Origin of the sequence: Paraplanobispora takensis, from assembly GCF_016863195.1 — a bacterium.
Taxonomy (GTDB): domain Bacteria; phylum Actinomycetota; class Actinomycetes; order Streptosporangiales; family Streptosporangiaceae; genus Planobispora; species Planobispora takensis.
Genome location: NZ_BOOK01000004.1, coordinates 229,787 through 247,088, shown reverse-complemented (window position 1 = coordinate 247,088; position 17,302 = coordinate 229,787). Strand labels below are relative to the sequence as shown.

The following is a 17,302-nucleotide window of genomic DNA, read 5'->3' as shown; positions in this document are numbered from 1 at the left end:
GGGACCGTCACCGGACGCGGCGTCCTGGTCACGGGACCGGGGGGAGGCCTCATGACCGGGACCGTCACCGGACGCGGCGTCCTGGGCGCGAGGCCGGCGGGGGAGGCCACATGACCCTGTCCTCTCCGTTGCTGCTGGTCGTCGGGCTGCTCATCACGGCGGCGCTGGCCTGGGGGGTCGTCGTCTCGGCGCGCCGCCGGACGGCCGCGCTGGCCGCGGCGGGCGTCGCCGTAGCGGGCGGCCGCCGTACATACCTCGGAGCCGGCCTGACGGTCGCCGGCGTCGGGGTGCTCGCGGTCGCCACGGCGGGACCGGCGGCGATGGTGCCGGTCCCGCGGACCGCGGGCACCGTCGTCCTCGCCGTCGACGTCTCCAACAGCATGGGGGCCGAGGACGTCGCGCCCACCCGGCTGGCGGCCGCGCAGCGGGCGGCCCGCGCCTTCGTGGCGGCGCAGCCCGACAGCGTCGACATCGGAGTCGTCGCGTTCGAGCGGGGCGCGCTCACCACCGCGCGGCCCGACGCCGACCACGCCAAGGCGCTCGCGGCCATCGACCGGCTGAAGATCACCGGCGGCACCTCGCTGGCCACGGCCATCACGGGCTCGCTGTCGGCGATCACCGGCAAGCCGGTGGCCGTCGGCCGCGACGGCACCGCGCCCGACATCGGCTACTGGCCGTCGGCGACGATCGTGATGTTCTCCGACGGCCAGAACCAGGGCGCGGACGTCGAACAGGCCGCCGCCGTGGCCCAGCGGGCGGGCGTCCACATCCACACCGTGGGGGTGGGCACCACGGCCGGGGCGACGGTCACGGTCGACGGCTACCGCCTGCAGACCTCGCTGGAGGAGGAGACCCTCACCTTGATCGCGCAGACCACCGGCGGCGCCTACCACCCCGCCTCCGACGTCGCGCGGCTCGACGGGATCGCCGACACGATCGACCTGCGGCTCACCGTCTCCGACGAGCCGCTGCCCCTCGCCGGCGGGCTGATCGGGCTCGCCCTCGCGCTGCTCACCGCGGGAGCGGCGTTCACCGTGCTCCGATCCGGACGGGTGATCTGAATGACGTTCTCATGGCCGTGGGCGCTGTTGTCGGCCCTGATCATTCCGCTGATCTTCGCCGTCCGGGAGTGGGCGCGGCGCCGCCGCCGCAAGGCCGCCGTGCGCGTCACCTCGATCGCGCTGGTCCGCAGCGCCCTGCCCGGCCGTACGCGCTGGACGCGGAGGATCCCCGCGGCGCTGTTCGTCGCCGGGCTCGCGCTGCTCACGGTCGGGGCCGCGCGACCGCAGGCGTCGATGCCGGTGCCGCGGACGTCGGCGACGATCCTGCTCGCGCTCGACACCTCCGGCTCCATGTGCTCCACGGACGTCGACCCCAACCGCATCACCGCCGCGAAGAAGGCCGCCGCCGAGTTCATCGAGTCACAGCGGGGCGGGCCGCGCATCGGCCTGGTCACCTTCGCGGGCACCGCGGGCCTGCTCGTCCCGCCGACCGACGACACCGACTCGCTGATCGAGGCGCTGGAGGGCCTCACCGTGGCCCGCGGCACCGCGATCGGGCAGGCCATGCTCACCTCGATCGACGCGATCGCGGAGGTCGACCCGTCGGTCGCTCCCAGCGGGGCGGCCCCCGGCGACGGCGAAGGCGACGCCGGCGCCGCGATCATCGTGCTCACCGACGGCGCCAACACCCAGGGCGTCGACCCCCGGATCGCCGCCCGGGAGGCGGCCCTGCGCCGCGTCCGCGTCTTCACCATCGGCTTCGGCACCACGAACCCGGCCCCGCTGGTGTGCGACAACTCCCAGTTCGACGGCCGCGGTTTCGGCGGCTGGGGCGGCCGCGGCAGATTCGACAGAGGCCGCAACATCCGCATGATCGACGAGCCCGCACTCAAACAGATAGCCCAGACCACCGGCGGCTCCTACCACCGGGCCGAGAACGCCGACCAGCTCCAAAGCGCTCTCAACGCCCTGCCCGGCAGCTTCACCGTCGTCCACCGGCGGGTCGACGCGGCCGCCGCCTTCGCCGCAGGCGGCGCCGTCCTCATCACCGCGGCCCTGTCCCTGTCCCTGTGGTGGAACCGTCCCCGGGCCCCGGCCCGCTGACCGGGGACGTGCTCCGGCACCCGCATCCGGATCCGGCCGGCGAGGATCACGATGCGCTCGCTACCCCTTGGGCAGGCCCAGGGTGCGTTCGGCGATGATGTTGCGCTGGATCTCGCTGGACCCGGCGTAGATGGTGTCGGCCCGGCTGAACAGGTACAGCCTCTGCAGGTCGTTCAGCTCGTACGGCGGGCCGTCGGCGACCAGCCCCGCCCTGCCCTGTACGGCCTGCGCCAGCTCGCCCAGCCGCCGGTGCCACTCCGACCAGTAGAGCTTGGCGATCGAGACCTCGGGACCCGGTTCCCCGGCCGACAGGGAGGTCATCGTGCGCAGCGCGTTCAGGCGCATGATCCGCAGCTCCAGCCACGACCGGATCAGCCGGTCGCGCAGCACCGGGTCCCCGGCCGCGCCGGTGCGCCCGGCGGTCTCCACGACCTCGGCGAGCTCCCGCTGGAAGCCGATCTGCTGGCCCAGCGTGGAGGCGCCGCGCTCGTAGCCGAGGGTGGCCATCGCGATCCGCCAGCCGTCGCCGGGCGCGCCCAGGATGTCGGCGGCGGCCGTACGGGCCCCGTCGAAGAAGACCTCGTTGAACTCGCTCGTGCCGGTCAGCTGGACGATGGGCCGGACCTCGACGCCCGGCTGGTCCATCGGGACCAGCAGGTAGGACAGCCCCCGGTGCCGCTGCGAGCCGGGCTCGGTGCGGGCCAGCACGAAGCACCGGTCGGCGACGTGGGCCAGCGAGGTCCACACCTTCTGACCGGTGATCACCCACTCGCCGTCCTCCAGGCGCGCCCGGGTCTGCACGTTGGCCAGGTCGGATCCGGCCTCCGGCTCGGAGTATCCCTGGCACCACAGCTCCCGGCCGAGCCGGATCGGCGGCAGGAAGCGCCGTTTCTGCTCCTCGGTGCCGTGGTCGATGATCGTGGGCCCGATGAGGCCCTCGCCGATGTGCCCGACCCGGGCCGGGGCCGCCGCCCGGGCGTACTCCTCATGGAAGACGACCTGCTCGGCGAGGGTGGCGTCGCGTCCGCCGTGCTCCTTGGGCCAGCCCAGGCAGGTCCACCCGGCCTCGCCGAGCCGCCGCTCCCAGGCCAGGCGCACCTCGTGGCCCTCGTGCTCGCGACCGGGCCCGCCCAGCCCGCGGGCGTGGGCGAACTCCCCGTTCAGGTGCTCCTCCAGCCAGGAGCGGATCTCCCGGCGGAAGTCCTCGGTCATCCGGGGAGCGGTCATGCGCGGAAGCGGCCGTAGCCGCCGCGGAAGAACACCAGCGGGCCCCGGTCGCCCTGGATGTCGAGCTGGTGGACCCGGGCCACGACGATGACGTGGTCGCCGGCGGGGTACTCCGCCTCGACGGAGCAGTCGATCCAGGCCAGGGTGCCGCCGATCACCGGGTTGCCGCAGGGGGAGGCGGCCCAGTCGAGGTCGGCGAACTTGTCGCCGCCCCTGCTGGCGAGGGCCGCGCAGACCGGCTGCTGGTGCTCGGCCAGGACGTTGACCGTGAGCGTCGCGGCGGCGCGCACGCGCGGCCACGACGTGCTGGTGTGGGCCACGCAGAAGGCCACGAGGGGCGGGTCGAGCGAGACCGAGGTGAAGGAGTTGGCGGCCAGGCCGCAGGGCTCGCCCGTCTCGGGGTCGATCGCGGTGATGGCCACGACGCCGGTGGCGAAGTGCCCGAGCACGGATCGGAACCGGTTGCCGTCCACGGCGGAGCCGCGGTCGCCGGATCCGTCGGACAGGCCTGGGGAGAGGCCGTTGCGCATGGCGGCTCCGTTGACGGTGGGCCCGTGCCCGTTCTGGTGGGCACGGGGGTGGCCGTGCAGCAGTCGCGCCGCGTGGGTGCTCATGGTCACGTTCCGCCTCCTCATTCGCGCCCGGTCGGCCCCCGAGGGGATGGTGACGGCAGTCTTGCAGCGTGCCGTCCCCATCATATTACCAAGCGCTTGCTTGGATGGTAGGGGAGGGCCGGAAAAAGTGCTTCGTTGACACGCGCGAGCCGCCCGATCTAGCCTCTGGCCAAGCGCTTGCTTGATGGCTGGGGGTGCGCGTGGCGGGATTCCGGGACCGTACGGCCGTCGCGGGCGTCGGCTACACCCGGTTCTCCAAGGACTCCGGGGTCAGCACGCTGACCCTCGCCTGCGAGGCGATCCTGGCCGCCCTGGACGACGCCGGGCTGACGGCCGACGACGTGGACGGCCTGGCCACCCACCGGGTCGGCGACTCCGCCGCCCCGTCGGTGGTCGGCCCCGCCCTCGGCATCCGCGAACCGGCCTGGCACCTCGACCAGTTCGGCGGCGGCAGCGTCTCCCACGCGGTGATCGGGCAGGCCGCGCTCGCGGTCGCGGCCGGGGTGGCGCGGACGGTCGTCTGCTACCGGGCGATCAACGCGCGGTCGGAGTTCCGGATGGGCGGGACGGGCCGGGCGCTGCCCGTCAGTCCGGAGGTGCAGTACCAGGCGCCGTACGGCTACGTCGCGCCGCCGCAGCAGTACGCGATGTTCGCCCGCGCCCATATGACGAAATATGGAACTAAAGAGGAGCACTTCGGGCAGCTCGCCGTACGGCAGCGCGCCAGCGCCGTGAAGAACCCCCGGGCGCTGATGCGCACCCCGATCACGCTCGACGACTATCTCGCCAGCCGCTGGATCGCTGAGCCGTTCCGGCTGCTCGACTGCTGCCTGGAGACCGACGGCGCCTGCGCGCTGGTCGTGACCTCCGCCGAGCGGGCGCGGGACCTGCGCCGGCCGCCGGTGCTGATCTCCGCGGCGGCCTGGGGCGGCGGCGACTCCTTCCTGTCCGGGGGCGGGGGCGACGTCACGGTGACCGCGGCGGCGGAGATGGCCCCGCGCCTGTACCGGCAGGCGGGCCTCGGGCCGGCCGAGATCGACGTGGCCGAGATCTACGACTGCTTCACCTACTCGGTGATCGTCCAGCTGGAGGACTACGGCTTCTGCGCCAAGGGGGAGGGCGGGCCGTACGCGGCCTCCGGCGCGGGCGTCCCGGTCAACACGCACGGCGGGTTCCTGTCGGAGGGGTACGTGCACGGGATCAACCACGTCGCCGAGGCCGTCTCGCAGCTGCGGGGCGAGGCGGGCGACCGGCAGGTGGACGGCGCGCAGGTGGCGCTGTCCACCGCCCAGCCCGGCTACATCCTGCCCGCCACCTCCGCCCTGATCCTCAGGAAGGGGTGAGCGCGTGCCGGCGGAGGAGGGAGGCCCCGTGCGCCCGGTGACCGACCGGGACTCGGCGGCCTGGTGGGAGCGGGTCCGCGCGGGCGAGTTCGTGCTCCAGCGGTGCGACTCCTGCGGCACACGGCGCTTCCCGGCCCGCGCCTACTGCCACCGCTGCCGTACCGCGGGGTGGAGCTGGGAGCCGGTGGAGCCCGCCGGGCGGATCGAGAGCTGGATCGTCAGCCACCAGCCGTTCCTGCCCGGGGTGCGGGAGCCGTACGTCGTGGTGATGGTACGGCTGGCCGACGCGTCCGAGTGCGTGATGTACGGCAACTGGCGCTGCGAGGAGCCCCCGCGGGCCGGGCGGCGCGTCGAGGCGGTCTTCACCGCGGTGGACGACGGGCTCACACTGATCGACTGGCGCCCGGCGGGCTGAGCGACCGGGACCTCTCCGGCGGGCTGAGCGACCCGGATCTCTCCGGCGGAGCGGCCGCCGCGGGGGCCTACTCCGGCGTGTACCACATCGCGATCTTGTCGATCTCGGCGGCGGGGCCGTCGGCGAGCACCCGGACGGCCTTGCCCGACAGGTCGAGCATGACGACCTCGGAGACCTTCCCCCCCTTCCGGGTGGCCAGCAGGTGCTCCGCGCCCAGCCAGCCGTGCACCGTGGTCCGCTCGCCGGTCCGCAGCCGGGCCTCGCGCGTGCCCGAGCGGTAGTCCCAGACGCACGTGTCCCGGGGCGCGTCCGGGCAGGCGGTCAGGAACAGGCCGCCTGCGGCGGTGGCGACGGCCCCGTCCCAGAGCAGGTCGCCCACGCCGGGGACGGTCCGCCGCAGCGTGCCGTCCAGCCCGTACACCAGGGCCGCGCCGCCGGGACCCCGCTGCATCACGGTGCCGGGTTCGGGGCCCCACATGTAGGGGTGGCCGCTCGCGGGCATCCGGGTGATGTACGCGGTGCGCTTGACGGGGTCCACCACCACGAAGCCGACGCGCGCCGCGTCGTCCCTGGCCTCGGCGTGGACGGTGAGCAGGACCCTGGTGCCGTCGTCGTTCCAGGAGAGGCCGTCGGTGAACAGCGGCCGGTCCACGGTGCGGATGTCGTAGGAGTCGCCGGAGACGCGGTCCGCGATGTTGACGCGGTCGTAGTCGAGCGTGAACAGGCGCAGGGCCGAGAGCGAGGCGACCAGGCGCCCGCCCGGGGCCACCTCCATCGCCTGCCGCGGTTCCCCGACGGCCTGGAAGGCGCCCGAGCCGGGATCCCGCAGGAACCAGGCCGAGGTCTTCGTGCGCCGGTCCTGGTAGGCCGAGACCCGCATCTCATCGGAGGGGGCCTCGTGCAGCGTCACCCCGGAGCCGGGGACGGGGGTCCGCGTCGTCGACCCGGCCGCCATGGTCGGCGGGGTGAGGGGGGCGGAGGAGGAGGGCGGAGGCGTGGAGGGGGAGGAGGGCGGCGGGTCGCCGGCCGCCAGCAGGCGGGCGGTCACCAGGCCGCCCGCGGTCAGCGCGATCGCCAGCGCTGCCGCCACCGCCACGATCCGCCCGGGCCGCCGCGCCCGTTCCGGAGCCGACGGCACGGTGTCGCCCTCCTCGGGCGGGGCATCCGGTGCGGCCCGGCGGCTCCCCTCGGGCAGGAGCTCCCGGGCGGGCACCTCCCCGCCCAGCAGGCGCATCAGGGCGCCCGCCGCGGTGGGCCGCCGGGCGGGGTCCTTGTCCAGGCAGGCGGTCACCAGCTCGCGCAGCTCGCCGTCCAGCCCATCCGCCCCACCCAGGTCCGGCGGCCCGTTCAGGATCCGGTTGATCACCACGGGGGTCGGCCCGGTCCCGAAGGGGGGCCTGCCGGTGGCGGCGCACACGACGGTGGAGGCCCAGGCGAACATGTCCGCGGGCGGCCCGGCCTCCGCCCCGTCGAACTGCTCCGGCGCCATGTAGGGCGGAGTGCCGACCAGCTCGCCGGTGCCGTCGGCGGCGTCCAGCAGCCGGGCGATCCCGAAGTCGATCACCCGCGGCCCGTCCCGGCCGAGCAGCACGTTGGCCGGTTTGAAGTCCCGGTGCACCACCCCGGCCTGGTGGACGGCGGCCAGCGCGGTGAGCGTGCCGAAGACCAGCCGGACCAGCTCGGCCCCGCGCAGCGCGTCGCGCTCCTCGATCACCTGGGCCAGGCTCGGCCCGTCGACGTACTCGGTGACGAGGTACGGCAGGCCGTCGGCCACCCCCGAGTCCACCACCTGGGCGGTGCAGAACGCCCGGACCCTGCCGATCAGCCCGGCCTCGGCGAGGAACGGGCCCGGGTCGCCGGCCGCGTGCCGGTGGAGCACCTTGACCGCGACGCGCCCGCCCCCGGTCTGCTCCGCGAGGTAGACCACGCCCTGCCCGCCCGCGCCGAGCGTGCCGAGCACGCGGTAGCCCGCCGGAAGCTCGCGGAGCTCGCGGAGCCCGGGGTCCTCGGAGGAGGGGGATGCGGCGGAAGGCATCAGCTCGTGGCCCGGTCGAACATGAGGAGGGTCTCGTTCTCCTCGGGCAGGTCGGCCAGCACGCGCTCGACGACGCCGTCGAGGGCCACGAGCTGGTATCGGGTGCCCTTCTTGTGCGGGACCTGCACGATGAGGTGCTGCTCGTTGAACCAGCCGGCCGGCTGCGTCTTCGGGGGCACGCTGACGGTCGCCCGCCGCTCGCCCGTCGCGGTGTTCCAGACGCAGAGGCTCCCGTCGCCCTTGGGGCAGTAGGTGGCGAACAGGGCGCCGGAGGGGGAGAACCAGGAGGTGCCCTGCGGGCTGCCCACCCAGTGCAGGGACCTGGCCACCCGACCGGAGGTGTCGTAGAGGTTGATCCCGATCCGCCTGCCGTCCGAGAACCCGCGGGCGATGCGGCCGTCGGGCGTGAAGGTGAACGGCCTGGCCGCGTCGTCGAAGTACTCGGCCTGCACGGCGGTGGCCGTACGGGAGACCGGGTCGACGAGCACGAAACCGGTGATCAGCCCCTTCGCCGGGTCGTGGATCGACAGCAGCAGCCGGGAGCCGTCGCGCGACCAGACCGGGAACGTCGTCTGCAGGGGCTTCTTGACCGTGGCGACCGTGAACTTCTCTCCGCCAGCCGGGTCGCTCAGCCCTATCCGGTCGTGGTCGGAGCCGGCGAACTTGACGAACGGGTTCAGCGCCACCCACCTGCCGTCCGGGGACGGCACGGCCTGCTCCGCCGTGCCGACCTGGCGGAAGCTCCCGGACCGATCCCGCAGGTAGGACGTGAACGGCTGCTTGGCCAGCACATATGTGCTGATCTTGACGGGGTCGGAGGGGTGCTCGTGGACGGTGACGGAGGTGCCGGCGAGCTTGACCTCCGTGTTCGGCTTCTCGACCTTCGCCCAGGCCGCACCGGTCGGCTGCGCCGTCGCGACGGGCGGGGCGGCGGTGGGCGCCGGGGCCGGCGAACCGCCGGGCGAGACCGCCGCGGCGGCCCGCCGGACCTCCGCCGGTCTCGGCGGCGCCAGCAGGTAGACCGCCGCGCCGGAGACGGCGGCCGCCGCGAGGAGGGCCCCGCCCAGGACCAGCGCGCGCCGGCCGCGGCCTTGGGACGGCGCGGCCGGGGACACGGCCGGCGGCGCGGGCGGTGGTGCGGCCACCCGCCCGGTGGTGATGGCCGTGGCGGCCTGCAGCAGCGAGTCCTCGCCGATCAGCCGGAGCAGCACCGCGTTGGCGGCGGGCCGGTCCGCCGGGTCCTTGGCCAGGCACTCCGCCAGCACGGCGTCCAGTTCCCCGGGGACGGCGGCGAGGTCCGGCTCGTCGTTCAGGACCCGGTTGACCGTCGCGGCCACCGTGCCGCCCGCGAACGGGGCGGTGCCGCTCGCGGCGAACGCCACCGTCGCCGCCCAGGCGAACACGTCGGCCCGCGCGGCGGGCGGAGCGCCGTCCAGCTGTTCGGGCGCCTGGTAGGCGGGCAGCCCGACGGGCCTGGTCGGGGCGCCCTCCACGGCCGCCAGCGCCGAGACGAACCCGAAGTCCACGACGACCGGGCCGCCGGGTCCCAGGACGACCGTCTCGGGCCGGATGTCGCCGTGCACGGCGCCGGCCCGGTGGACGGCGGCCAGCGCGGCCATCGTGCCGATGGCGAGCCGGTCCAGGGCCGCGCCGCGCAGGGTGCCGTCCGCCGCGACCGCCTCGGCCAGCGTCGGTCCCTCGACGTGCTCGCTGACGATGTAGGGCCGGTCCCCGTACATCCCGCCGCCCAGCACCTGCGCCACACCGAACGCCGAGACCCCGCGCAGCGGCTCCACGGTCCGCAGGAAGCGCTCGGGGTCCGCGCCGGGGGGCAGCAGCCTGACCACCACCCGCTTCCCGGAGGGGTCCTCGGCGAGGTAGGCCTCCTGCGGCCGGGCGCCGCCGGCTCCGCCGGTGATCCGGTATCCCGCGAACTCGTGCGGGCCGGCCGGATTCGGTGGTACGGCGTGCGGCATGCGGAACGCCCCCGTCTCCCGGATGGGACAGCCGTCTGATCGTCATTATGGGCGAGCGGCACGGGGGGAGAGAAGCCCGTCGTACGTTCCGTATGCGGGCCGGGGCCGGATGCGGAAACGCGCCCTGGCGGGCGTGGGGGACCCGCCAGGACGCGTTCCGTCCCCGCGCGGCGGACGAGGACCCCGGCGAGGGATGGGGTCCTCGAACCGGCTACTCGCGCAGGGAGTCGGTGGGGATGAAGGCCGTGGTCTCCGGGTCGTCCTCCGGGGCCGGCCGCCGGTAGTGCCGCGAGATCAGGCGTGCGGCTCCGACCGGATCGTCCGCCGGATGTGAGACCTCGTGCCCGTCTTCATGCCATACGAACAATCCGTTCTTGCACCACACCGTCAGATCGGTGAGCACCGAAAGCACGGACATTCCCGTCCCGTTGCTCTGGTAGGTGTGGGTGAATCCCTGGCGATGCAACGCGTAGCGCAGTAAACGAGTCGCCTCGCAGGGATCTCGCCAGGGCAGGTACGGCATGCCCGTCGGGACCGACAGCACTGGCATTCACCCCCTGCCGACCTTTCGATGGATTTGTACCAACGATTGGATGATGCGGCTCCTGGGAGGCTGGGTCAAGGGGCTGTTCCCCACTAGAACCAGATCGTCTAGTTTTGTTGGAATAAAGGGGACTTAATGGCACGGTCGACGCTGTACCAATTGGTGGCCTCAGAACTTCGGAGGACCATCTACTCCGGCGTGCTCGGACCCGGAGATCAGCTGCCGACCGAGGCGGAGCTCATGTCGGCCCACCAGGTGAGCCGCAACACCGTCCGGCTCGCCCTCGGTGAGCTGGTCAACGAGGGCCTGGTGACCCGTACCCCGCGCCGGGGCACCGTGGTCAGGGAACGCCGCCCGCTGCTCATGCACCCGCAACGGGAGCTCCAGCCCCAGCCGGGGGAGACCAGGGAGGCCTTCGCCTGGGCGGTCTCCCAGGAGGGGCGCGCGCCCAGCCAGGAGATCGAGGTCTCCATCGTGCACCCGTCCGAGGAGATCGCCAGCAGGCTGGAACTGCCCGACGACGAGCTGGCCGTGGTCCGCCGCCGGCTGCGGTACGTGGACGGCCAGCCGTACAACACCAACGACTCCTACTTCCCGCTCACGCTGGTCTCCGGTTCGGAGATCGCCCGCCCCGGCGACATCGGGCGGGGGGCCAACCGTGTGCTGGAGGAGCTCGGCCATCCGCAGGTCAGGGTGGTGGACGACATCTGGGCCCGGATGCCCACGAGCTCGGAGAGCGAGCGTCTGCAGCTCCAGCTCGGCACGCCGGTCGTCGTCTACGTCCGCGTCGGATACGACGAGGAGGGCACGCCCGTGCGCGTCGCGGTGTCCGTGCTCCCCGCGGACAAGCACCTGATCAGGTACGAGCTGGAGAGCCGTTGAGGTCTCCGTGGCCGCCCTGACGTGGCGGCCCCCGCCTCGTCCGCGCCGCGGACGGGCACTGGACCGTCTCCGTGACACGGGCGGGCACGGTTCTCTTTTCCTCCGTTTCGCCTCGGGCCCCTAGCGACTCAGGGGCCCGGCATGGACGCCGTGTGCCATCGGTCGGCCACTGTCCGTGTCCACTCGTGCACCCAACGCAACGAAGGGATGAATCATGCACTCGAACACCGCTGATCTCGTAACGCCCCGGCGGCTCACATTGCGCAGAGCGACGGAGGACGACCTCCCGGCGGTGCTGGAGCTCCTGGCGGAGACGGCCGCGTGGCTGAACGGCCGCGGGGTCCGCCAGTGGCCCGCCGGCGGCTTCCCCGCGGTGCGCATCGTCCCACTGATCGGGGAGGGTGTCATGTACCTGCTGGACGGCGAGGACGGCCCGGCCGCCACCCTGGCCCTGGACGGCGGCGCCGACCCCGAGTTCTGGACCTCCGCGGACCGGCCGGACGCGGCCCTGTACGTCCACAAGCTGGCGGTGGCGCGCAGCCACTCCGGCCGGGGACTGGGCGAGGCGCTGCTCGACTGGGCCGGTCTGCGCGTGCTCACCGCGGGCCGGCGGTGGCTCCGGCTGGACTGCGCCAAGGACAATCCGGGTCTGCAGGACTACTACCGGCGGCAGCGCTTCACCCACCTGCGCACGGTGGATCTGCCGCACCGCGCCTCCGGCGCCCTGTTCCAGCGGGCGGGAGGTCTGCGCGGCGGCGTCCCCGGAAGCCCCCTGCCGTTCGTCGACCGGCGCGGTACGGCGGTGGAGCCGGTGGTGGAGCATGTCTGATCCAGGGCGATCCCAGGACAAAGCCATCGGATAGCCTCGCTTCATGACCGGATCCCTGCTTGAGGTGATAGCGCTCGACGTGCGTGATGCCGTCGCGGCGGAGGAGGGCGGCGCGGACCGCCTGGAGATCGTCGCCGACATGACGTCCGACGGCCTCACCCCCGCGGTGGAGACGGTCGCGGCGATCTCCAGGGAGTGCACGCTGCCGCAGATGGTGATGCTGCGCGCGGAGGCCTCGTTCCTGGCCGCCCCCGAGACGCTGGAGGTCCTGCGGCGCGACGCCAAGGCCCTGGCGGAGGCGGGGGCGGCCGGGTTCGTGTTCGGCTTCCTCGACGCCGCGGGAGCGGTGGACCTGGCCGCCACCGAGGCGATGATCCACGCGGTGGCCCCGCTGCCCTGGACCTTCCACCGGGCGGTGGACCACGCGGCCGACGTGCAGGCCGGCTGGCGCGCCGTGCGCCTGCTGCCCAACCTCGCCACCGTGCTCACCTCGGGCGCGCCCGGCGGGGTGGGCGAGGGCCTGGCGGTGCTCAAGACCCGCTGCGAGGCCGGCGACGGGCCCCTGATCATGGCGGGCGGCGGGCTGCGGCCCGGTCACGTGCCCGCTCTGCTGGAGTACGGCGTGCGGGCCTTCCACGTCGGCAGCGCCGTACGGACCTCGTGGTCCGACCCGGTCGACCCCCTCATGGTCCGCCGGTGGCGTGACCTGATCGACTGACGGCCGCCGGGGAGCCGGCGCTCACCCGCCCCCGAGGGCCAGGTCGGCGCGGCGCAGCGCCGCGGCCATCGTCTTGACCGTCGCCGGCTCGTCCATCACCCCGCCGCCCGCCTCGCGCTGTTCCTGCCAGGCCCGGACCCGGTGGGAGAACTCGGCGTAGTGGCGCAGGTGGAAGGCGTAGACCGCGGCGTAGCGGCTGACGAGGTGCGAGGGGTGCATGTCCCAGCCCTGGTGGAAACCGTGGCGCAGGGAGTGGCCGACCAACTCGGCGTGGCGCGCCCACAGCGCGTGCACGTCGGGCCCGGAGTCGGAGGCGGGGGAGGCGGCCAGCGAGCCGTCCGACAGCTCCACGCCGGTCCCGGCGAAGGCGGTCTGCATGACGTGCCGGGCGTGGTCGCAGGCGGGGTGGTCCAGCCGCTGCTCGTGCGGCGGGAGCGAGCAGCTGGCGGTGTAGTCGAAGACGCCGAAGTGCGCCGCCGCCAGCCTGCCGCCGAGTGAGGCGGCCAGGCCCGTGCCGAGGAAGCCCAGGGTCTGGGTGGCCTCGACCTGGATCTCGAAGCGGAGCGCGCCCTCGGCCAGTCCCAGCCCCTTCTCCAGGGCTGCCAGGCAGTCGGCGAACTGGTACAGGTAGTCCTTCATCAGCACCTTGGGGAAGGTGACCGTGAAGCCCTCGGGCAGGCCCCCGGCCCGCTCGGCGACGCCGGTCAGGAACCCGTCCAGCGTCCGCAGGCTCCGGCCGGGGTCGCCGTCGGCGAACGACTTGACCCGCAGCCCCCAGCGGCGCGGGAGCGTTCCGGCCGCGTGCATGGCGGCGACCGCCTCGGCGGCCCCGGCGGCGTGGCCGTCCTCCTCGGCGGGGCGCACGCCGTACCCGTCCTCGAAGTCCACCCGCAGGTCCTCGACCGGTTCCCGGCCCAGCTTGGCGGCCACCCTGCGGTGCACCTCGGCGGCCAGGTCGTCCTCCGTCCCGAGGAGCCCGGCCAGGTCCCCGGGGGCGGCCAGGTGCCGGGCGAACAGATCGAGCGCCTCACCGCCCCAGCGCGCCACGGTGTCGGCGTCGAACCGGTCGGCCGGCACGTAGACGGTGTGCACCGGCTGCCAGCCGGGGACCGTGGCCGGATAGAGCTCCGACTGCTCCCGATGGGCTCGCTCGAAGCCCGGGATCAGGGTCAGGGGGTCGGAGAGCGTGACGCGCATGGTGGTGCTCCTCGCGGGCGGACCGGGTCAGAGGCACCCTAACGGGTGCCCCGCCGTGCCCGGCCCGGTGGCCCGTCCCGTCCGTCCCGTGCCTCCGCCTCAGCGGACGTGCGGCGGGACGGGGAGGTCGCGGTGGCGGCGGCGTTCGGTCAGGGCGGTGCCGGAGGTGGCGCAGACCCTGTTGCGGCCCTTGTGCTTGGCCGTGTACAGGTTCGCGTCGGCCAGGGCGAGCAGCTCGGCCTGGGTGCTGTGCGGCTGGGAGGCGGTGACGCCGATGCTCACCGTGACGGGCAGGTCCCCGGTCAGCGACCGCCAGGAGCGCGCGGCGACGGAGGCGCGCAGGTCCTCCAGGCGGACCACGGCCTCGGTGGGGGTCATGCCGGTCAGGACGAGGAGGAACTCCTCGCCGCCCATCCGCGCGGCGAAGCCGGAGGCGACGCCGTCGCAGGAGGGCGTCGCGTCGAGCATCTCGGCCACGGCGACCAGCACCTGGTCGCCCACGTCGTGGGAGCAGGTGTCGTTGATCCGCTTGAAGTGGTCGAGGTCGACGATCGCCACCGTGACCGCGCCGCCGGTCGCGGTGGCCTCGGCGATCAGGGCGGGCAGGTGCTCGTCGACGTAACGGCGGTTGCGCAGCCCGGTCAGCGGGTCGCGGCGGGCCTGCTCGCGGAAGAGCTCGGCCTCCTGCCGGGCCTCGGTGGCCTCGAACATCGCCTGCCGGGTGCGGGCCTGGGCCTCGCGCTGCTGTGAGGCCAGCTCCTTCTCGAAGGCGTGATAGGCCTTGTAGGCCTCGAAGGCCTTGCGGTAGTCGCCGGTGGCGGCGTGCAGCTCGGCCTGCTCCTTGTGCACCCGCAGGCGGATCCTGAGATAGCCGTGCTCGTCGCACATCGTGCGGCTGAGGTCCAGGCTCTCCTGGGCGTCCTTCGTCGTGCCCATCAGGCGCTGGGCGACGGCCAGGGTCAGCAGCGCCTCGGGCAGCGCGTCGGCCTGCTTCATCTCCTGGGAGTCGTAGATCTGGATGGCCGTCTGCGCGGTCATCACGGCCTCGTCGTAGCGGCCGAGCGCGATCTGGACGCGGGCGACGGTGTCCAGCACGGTCGCGTCCAGCTCGAACTTGTGCGTCGTGCTCAGCGCCAGCATGCGCTCGATGACCGCCCAGGCGAGCTCGGTCTGGCCGGCCTCGTACTCGGCGTAGGCGATGTTGTTGAGCACCGTCACGTGGCGCTCCACGTCGATGGTGGCGGCCAGCCGCTCGGCCTGCTGGTAGCGCTCGCGGGAGGCCTCCAGGGAGCCGGTCTCGTCGAGGATGTCGGCGAGCTTCATCAGGTGGTAGATCCGGATGCGGGCGGGGGTGTCCTCGTCGAGGGCCTCCACGGAGGCCACCGTGTGTTCCAGCGCGGAGGCCAGATCGCCCAGGTCGCGGTGGACCCGGGCCATCAGCAGGTGGCTGCGCGACAGCAGCGGCCGGACGCCGTGGGCGACGGCCCACTGGTTGATCTGCCAGACGATCGAGACCACCGAGGTCAGCTCGCCCCCGCGGACCCGCACGTCGATCTGGATCAGCCGGGCGCGCAGCTCCAGCGCGACCTCGCCGAGCTCCTCGGCGATCCGCTCCAGCTCTCCCGCGCGGTCGTAGGCGGCCTCGATGTTGTAGCCGCTGGTTCCCTCGAGCCTCTCCAGTTCGAGCCGGAGCTGCTCGACGGTGAGCGTGTCGGCGGGCATGGTGGACGTGCAGGGCGCCTCGGAGGCGCCGGGCGCACCGGACGCGGCAGGCGTGCTGGAGGCGCTGGAGGCGCCGGGCGCGGCGGGCGGGCCCGGGTCGGCCGCGCGGTCGCCGGAAGCCGCGTACGCCGCGTCGTCCGGGGCGCACGCCCTCGATGCCTGTCCCGGGATCTTGCCTGCCAGAGGTCCATTCACGCAGGCTCCATCGGCCCGCCCGCCACACGTATTAGCTGTTTTCCGAGATAGCCAGAAAAATCACTCACCGTGCCGTGCGGGACGGCTCCGTGTCCCTTCCCGGACCGGCTCCGCGTGCCTTCCCCCGCCGGAGCCGTCACCCTGCGCGTACGGCCTCCTCACCCCTCCGGTCCGGCGCCGTCCCCGCCGCCGGTCATGGCGCCGAGCATGGCGGCCAGGCCCGGCAGCTTCACCCGCTCGCCCCGGCCCAGGCTCCGCGCCAGTTCCGCCTCGGCGGCCTCGATGGACAGCCACTGCCGGTAGGTCACCGGGAAGACTCCGCGCCCGGCGAGCAGGGAGACGAGATCGGCGCGCGCGGCGGGCTCGCGGCCGTCCAGGTCGGCCAGGAGGGTGCGGACCGTCTCGGCGGCGTCGGACTTGTTGGTGCCGATCACGCCTGTCGGGCCGCGTTTGAGCCAGCCCGCCACGTACTCGCGGTCGCGCACCCGCCCGGCCTCGTTGGGCACGGTCATGGTGGCCTCGGAGAAGGGGACGCCGGGCAGCGGGACGCTCTGGTAGCCCACCGAGCGCAGCACCATGCCGACCGGGAGGGTCTCGAACACCCCGGTGCCGACGACCCGGCCCCCCTCCAGCCGGGTGCGCTCCAGCCGCAGCGCCTCCACCCGCCCGTCGCCGAGGATCTCCACGGGGCGCATCCAGAAGCGCACGTCCAGGCGGCGGGGCCGGCCCACGGGGATACGGGCGGCCCAGGCCTGCAGCACCTCCACGTTCCCCCGGACCTGCCGGGGCAGGGCGGAGGGCTCCCCGGAGACGGGGGCCTCGTCGGGCCGCACGCACACGTCCGCGTTGGTCAGCTCACCGAGTTCGCGCAGCTCCTTGAGGGTGAACTTGGCGTGCTCCGGCCCCCGGCGGCCGATCATGTGGATGGCCTTCACCTGGCTGTCGGCCAGCCGGGCCAGCACCTCCTCGGGCACGTCGGTGGCGCTCAGCTCCCCGGCGGTCTTGGCCAGGACGCGCACCACGTCCACCGCCACGTTCCCCACGCCGATCACCGCGACCTCGGGGCTGTCGAGGACGAAGCGGTCGGCGGGCACGTCGGGGTGCCCGCAGTACCAGTTGACGAAGTCGGTGGCCGCCACGCTCCCGGGCAGGTCCTCGCCGGGGATGCCCATCCGCCGGTCCACCATCGCCCCGGTGCAGTAGACGACCGCGTCGTAACAGGCCAGCAGGTCCCCGACGCCGGCGTCCCGGCCGAACTCGATCCCGCCCAGGAAGCGCACGCCCGGCAGCTCCAGGACCCGGCGGAGATAGCCGGCGATCGACTTGATCGAGGTGTGGTCGGGGGCCACGCCGTACCGGACCAGTCCGTAGGGGGTGGGCAGGCGCTCGATCACGTCCACTTCGACGGGAGCGGTGGCCTGTTTCGTCAGTGCTTCGGCCGTGTAGACCCCGGCGGGCCCGGATCCCACGATCGCGACTCGCAGCGGCACATCGCCTCCC

At 73.8% G+C, this 17,302-nt stretch carries 15 protein-coding genes; 7 read left to right on the top strand and 8 right to left on the bottom strand.

What is annotated here, in order from left to right; translation table 11 throughout:
* The first annotated feature begins 110 nt into the window (after positions 1-110).
* Entirely contained in the window at positions 111-1,061 is a 951-nt protein-coding gene (locus Pta02_RS03740; RefSeq protein WP_203873216.1) for a VWA domain-containing protein, read from the top strand.
* A complete protein-coding gene (locus Pta02_RS03735; RefSeq protein WP_203873215.1) occupies positions 1,062-2,105 on the top strand; it encodes a VWA domain-containing protein in 1,044 nt (347 codons plus the stop codon).
* Positions 2,106-2,165: 60 nt separating this feature from the next.
* On the opposite strand, the gene Pta02_RS03730 is transcribed toward Pta02_RS03735, so the two are convergent.
* Positions 2,166-3,332, bottom strand: a complete 1,167-nt coding sequence (locus Pta02_RS03730) for an acyl-CoA dehydrogenase family protein (RefSeq protein WP_239129474.1) — start codon at positions 3,330-3,332, stop codon at positions 2,166-2,168.
* Complete coding sequence (locus Pta02_RS03725; protein ID WP_203873338.1) at positions 3,329-3,946, bottom strand: flavin reductase family protein; 618 nt, start codon at positions 3,944-3,946, stop codon at positions 3,329-3,331. The genes Pta02_RS03730 and Pta02_RS03725 overlap by 4 nt, the downstream gene beginning before the upstream one ends.
* 194 nt (positions 3,947-4,140) lie before the next feature.
* Here Pta02_RS03725 and Pta02_RS03720 point away from each other — a divergent pair, with 194 nt between their 5' ends.
* Both Pta02_RS03720 and Pta02_RS03715 read left to right on the top strand, forming a co-directional pair.
* Positions 4,141-5,289 (top strand): thiolase C-terminal domain-containing protein, encoded by a 1,149-nt coding sequence (locus Pta02_RS03720; RefSeq protein WP_373872336.1) that lies wholly within the window; start codon positions 4,141-4,143, stop codon positions 5,287-5,289.
* Between the two features lie 28 nt (positions 5,290-5,317).
* Positions 5,318-5,704 carry a Zn-ribbon domain-containing OB-fold protein gene (locus tag Pta02_RS03715; protein WP_203873213.1) on the top strand — a complete coding sequence of 129 codons (387 nt, stop codon included), beginning with the start codon at positions 5,318-5,320 and terminating at the stop codon, positions 5,702-5,704.
* Positions 5,705-5,771: 67 nt separating this feature from the next.
* Here Pta02_RS03715 and Pta02_RS03710 read toward each other — a convergent pair whose 3' ends face one another.
* The 3 genes from Pta02_RS03710 to Pta02_RS03700 form a co-directional block, all read right to left on the bottom strand.
* Positions 5,772-7,739: a serine/threonine-protein kinase gene (locus Pta02_RS03710; protein WP_203873212.1), complete on the bottom strand. Its 1,968-nt coding sequence runs from the start codon at positions 7,737-7,739 to the stop codon at positions 5,772-5,774.
* Entirely contained in the window at positions 7,739-9,715 is a 1,977-nt protein-coding gene (locus Pta02_RS03705) for a serine/threonine-protein kinase (RefSeq protein WP_203873211.1), read from the bottom strand. Before Pta02_RS03705 ends, Pta02_RS03710 begins: the two co-directional genes overlap by 1 nt.
* Positions 9,716-9,926: 211 nt before the next feature.
* Positions 9,927-10,265, bottom strand: a complete 339-nt coding sequence (locus tag Pta02_RS03700; RefSeq protein ID WP_203873210.1) for a hypothetical protein — start codon at positions 10,263-10,265, stop codon at positions 9,927-9,929.
* Positions 10,266-10,394: 129 nt separating this feature from the next.
* On the opposite strand from Pta02_RS03700, the gene Pta02_RS03695 reads away from it, so the two are divergent.
* The 3 genes from Pta02_RS03695 (at position 10,395) to Pta02_RS03685 (ending at position 12,688) form a co-directional block, all read left to right on the top strand.
* Positions 10,395-11,141 carry a GntR family transcriptional regulator gene (locus Pta02_RS03695; RefSeq protein ID WP_203873209.1) on the top strand — a complete coding sequence of 249 codons (747 nt, stop codon included), beginning with the start codon at positions 10,395-10,397 and terminating at the stop codon, positions 11,139-11,141.
* Positions 11,142-11,355: 214 nt separating this feature from the next.
* Positions 11,356-11,970 (top strand): GNAT family N-acetyltransferase, encoded by a 615-nt coding sequence (locus tag Pta02_RS03690; protein ID WP_203873208.1) that lies wholly within the window; start codon positions 11,356-11,358, stop codon positions 11,968-11,970.
* Between the two features lie 43 nt (positions 11,971-12,013).
* A complete protein-coding gene (locus Pta02_RS03685) occupies positions 12,014-12,688 on the top strand; it encodes a copper homeostasis protein CutC (protein ID WP_203873207.1) in 675 nt (224 codons plus the stop codon).
* Between the two features lie 21 nt (positions 12,689-12,709).
* On the opposite strand, the gene Pta02_RS03680 is transcribed toward Pta02_RS03685, so the two are convergent.
* The 3 genes from Pta02_RS03680 to Pta02_RS03670 form a co-directional block, all read right to left on the bottom strand.
* A complete protein-coding gene (locus tag Pta02_RS03680; RefSeq protein WP_203873206.1) occupies positions 12,710-13,885 on the bottom strand; it encodes a DUF6986 family protein in 1,176 nt (391 codons plus the stop codon).
* Positions 13,886-13,984: 99 nt separating this feature from the next.
* Positions 13,985-15,802, bottom strand: coding sequence for a tetratricopeptide repeat-containing diguanylate cyclase (locus Pta02_RS03675; protein ID WP_203873205.1), 1,818 nt, complete (start codon positions 15,800-15,802; stop codon positions 13,985-13,987).
* A gap of 158 nt (positions 15,803-15,960) precedes the next feature.
* Positions 15,961-17,292 carry an FAD-dependent oxidoreductase gene (locus Pta02_RS03670; protein WP_203873204.1) on the bottom strand — a complete coding sequence of 444 codons (1,332 nt, stop codon included), beginning with the start codon at positions 17,290-17,292 and terminating at the stop codon, positions 15,961-15,963.
* Between the last annotated feature and the right edge of the window lie 10 nt (positions 17,293-17,302).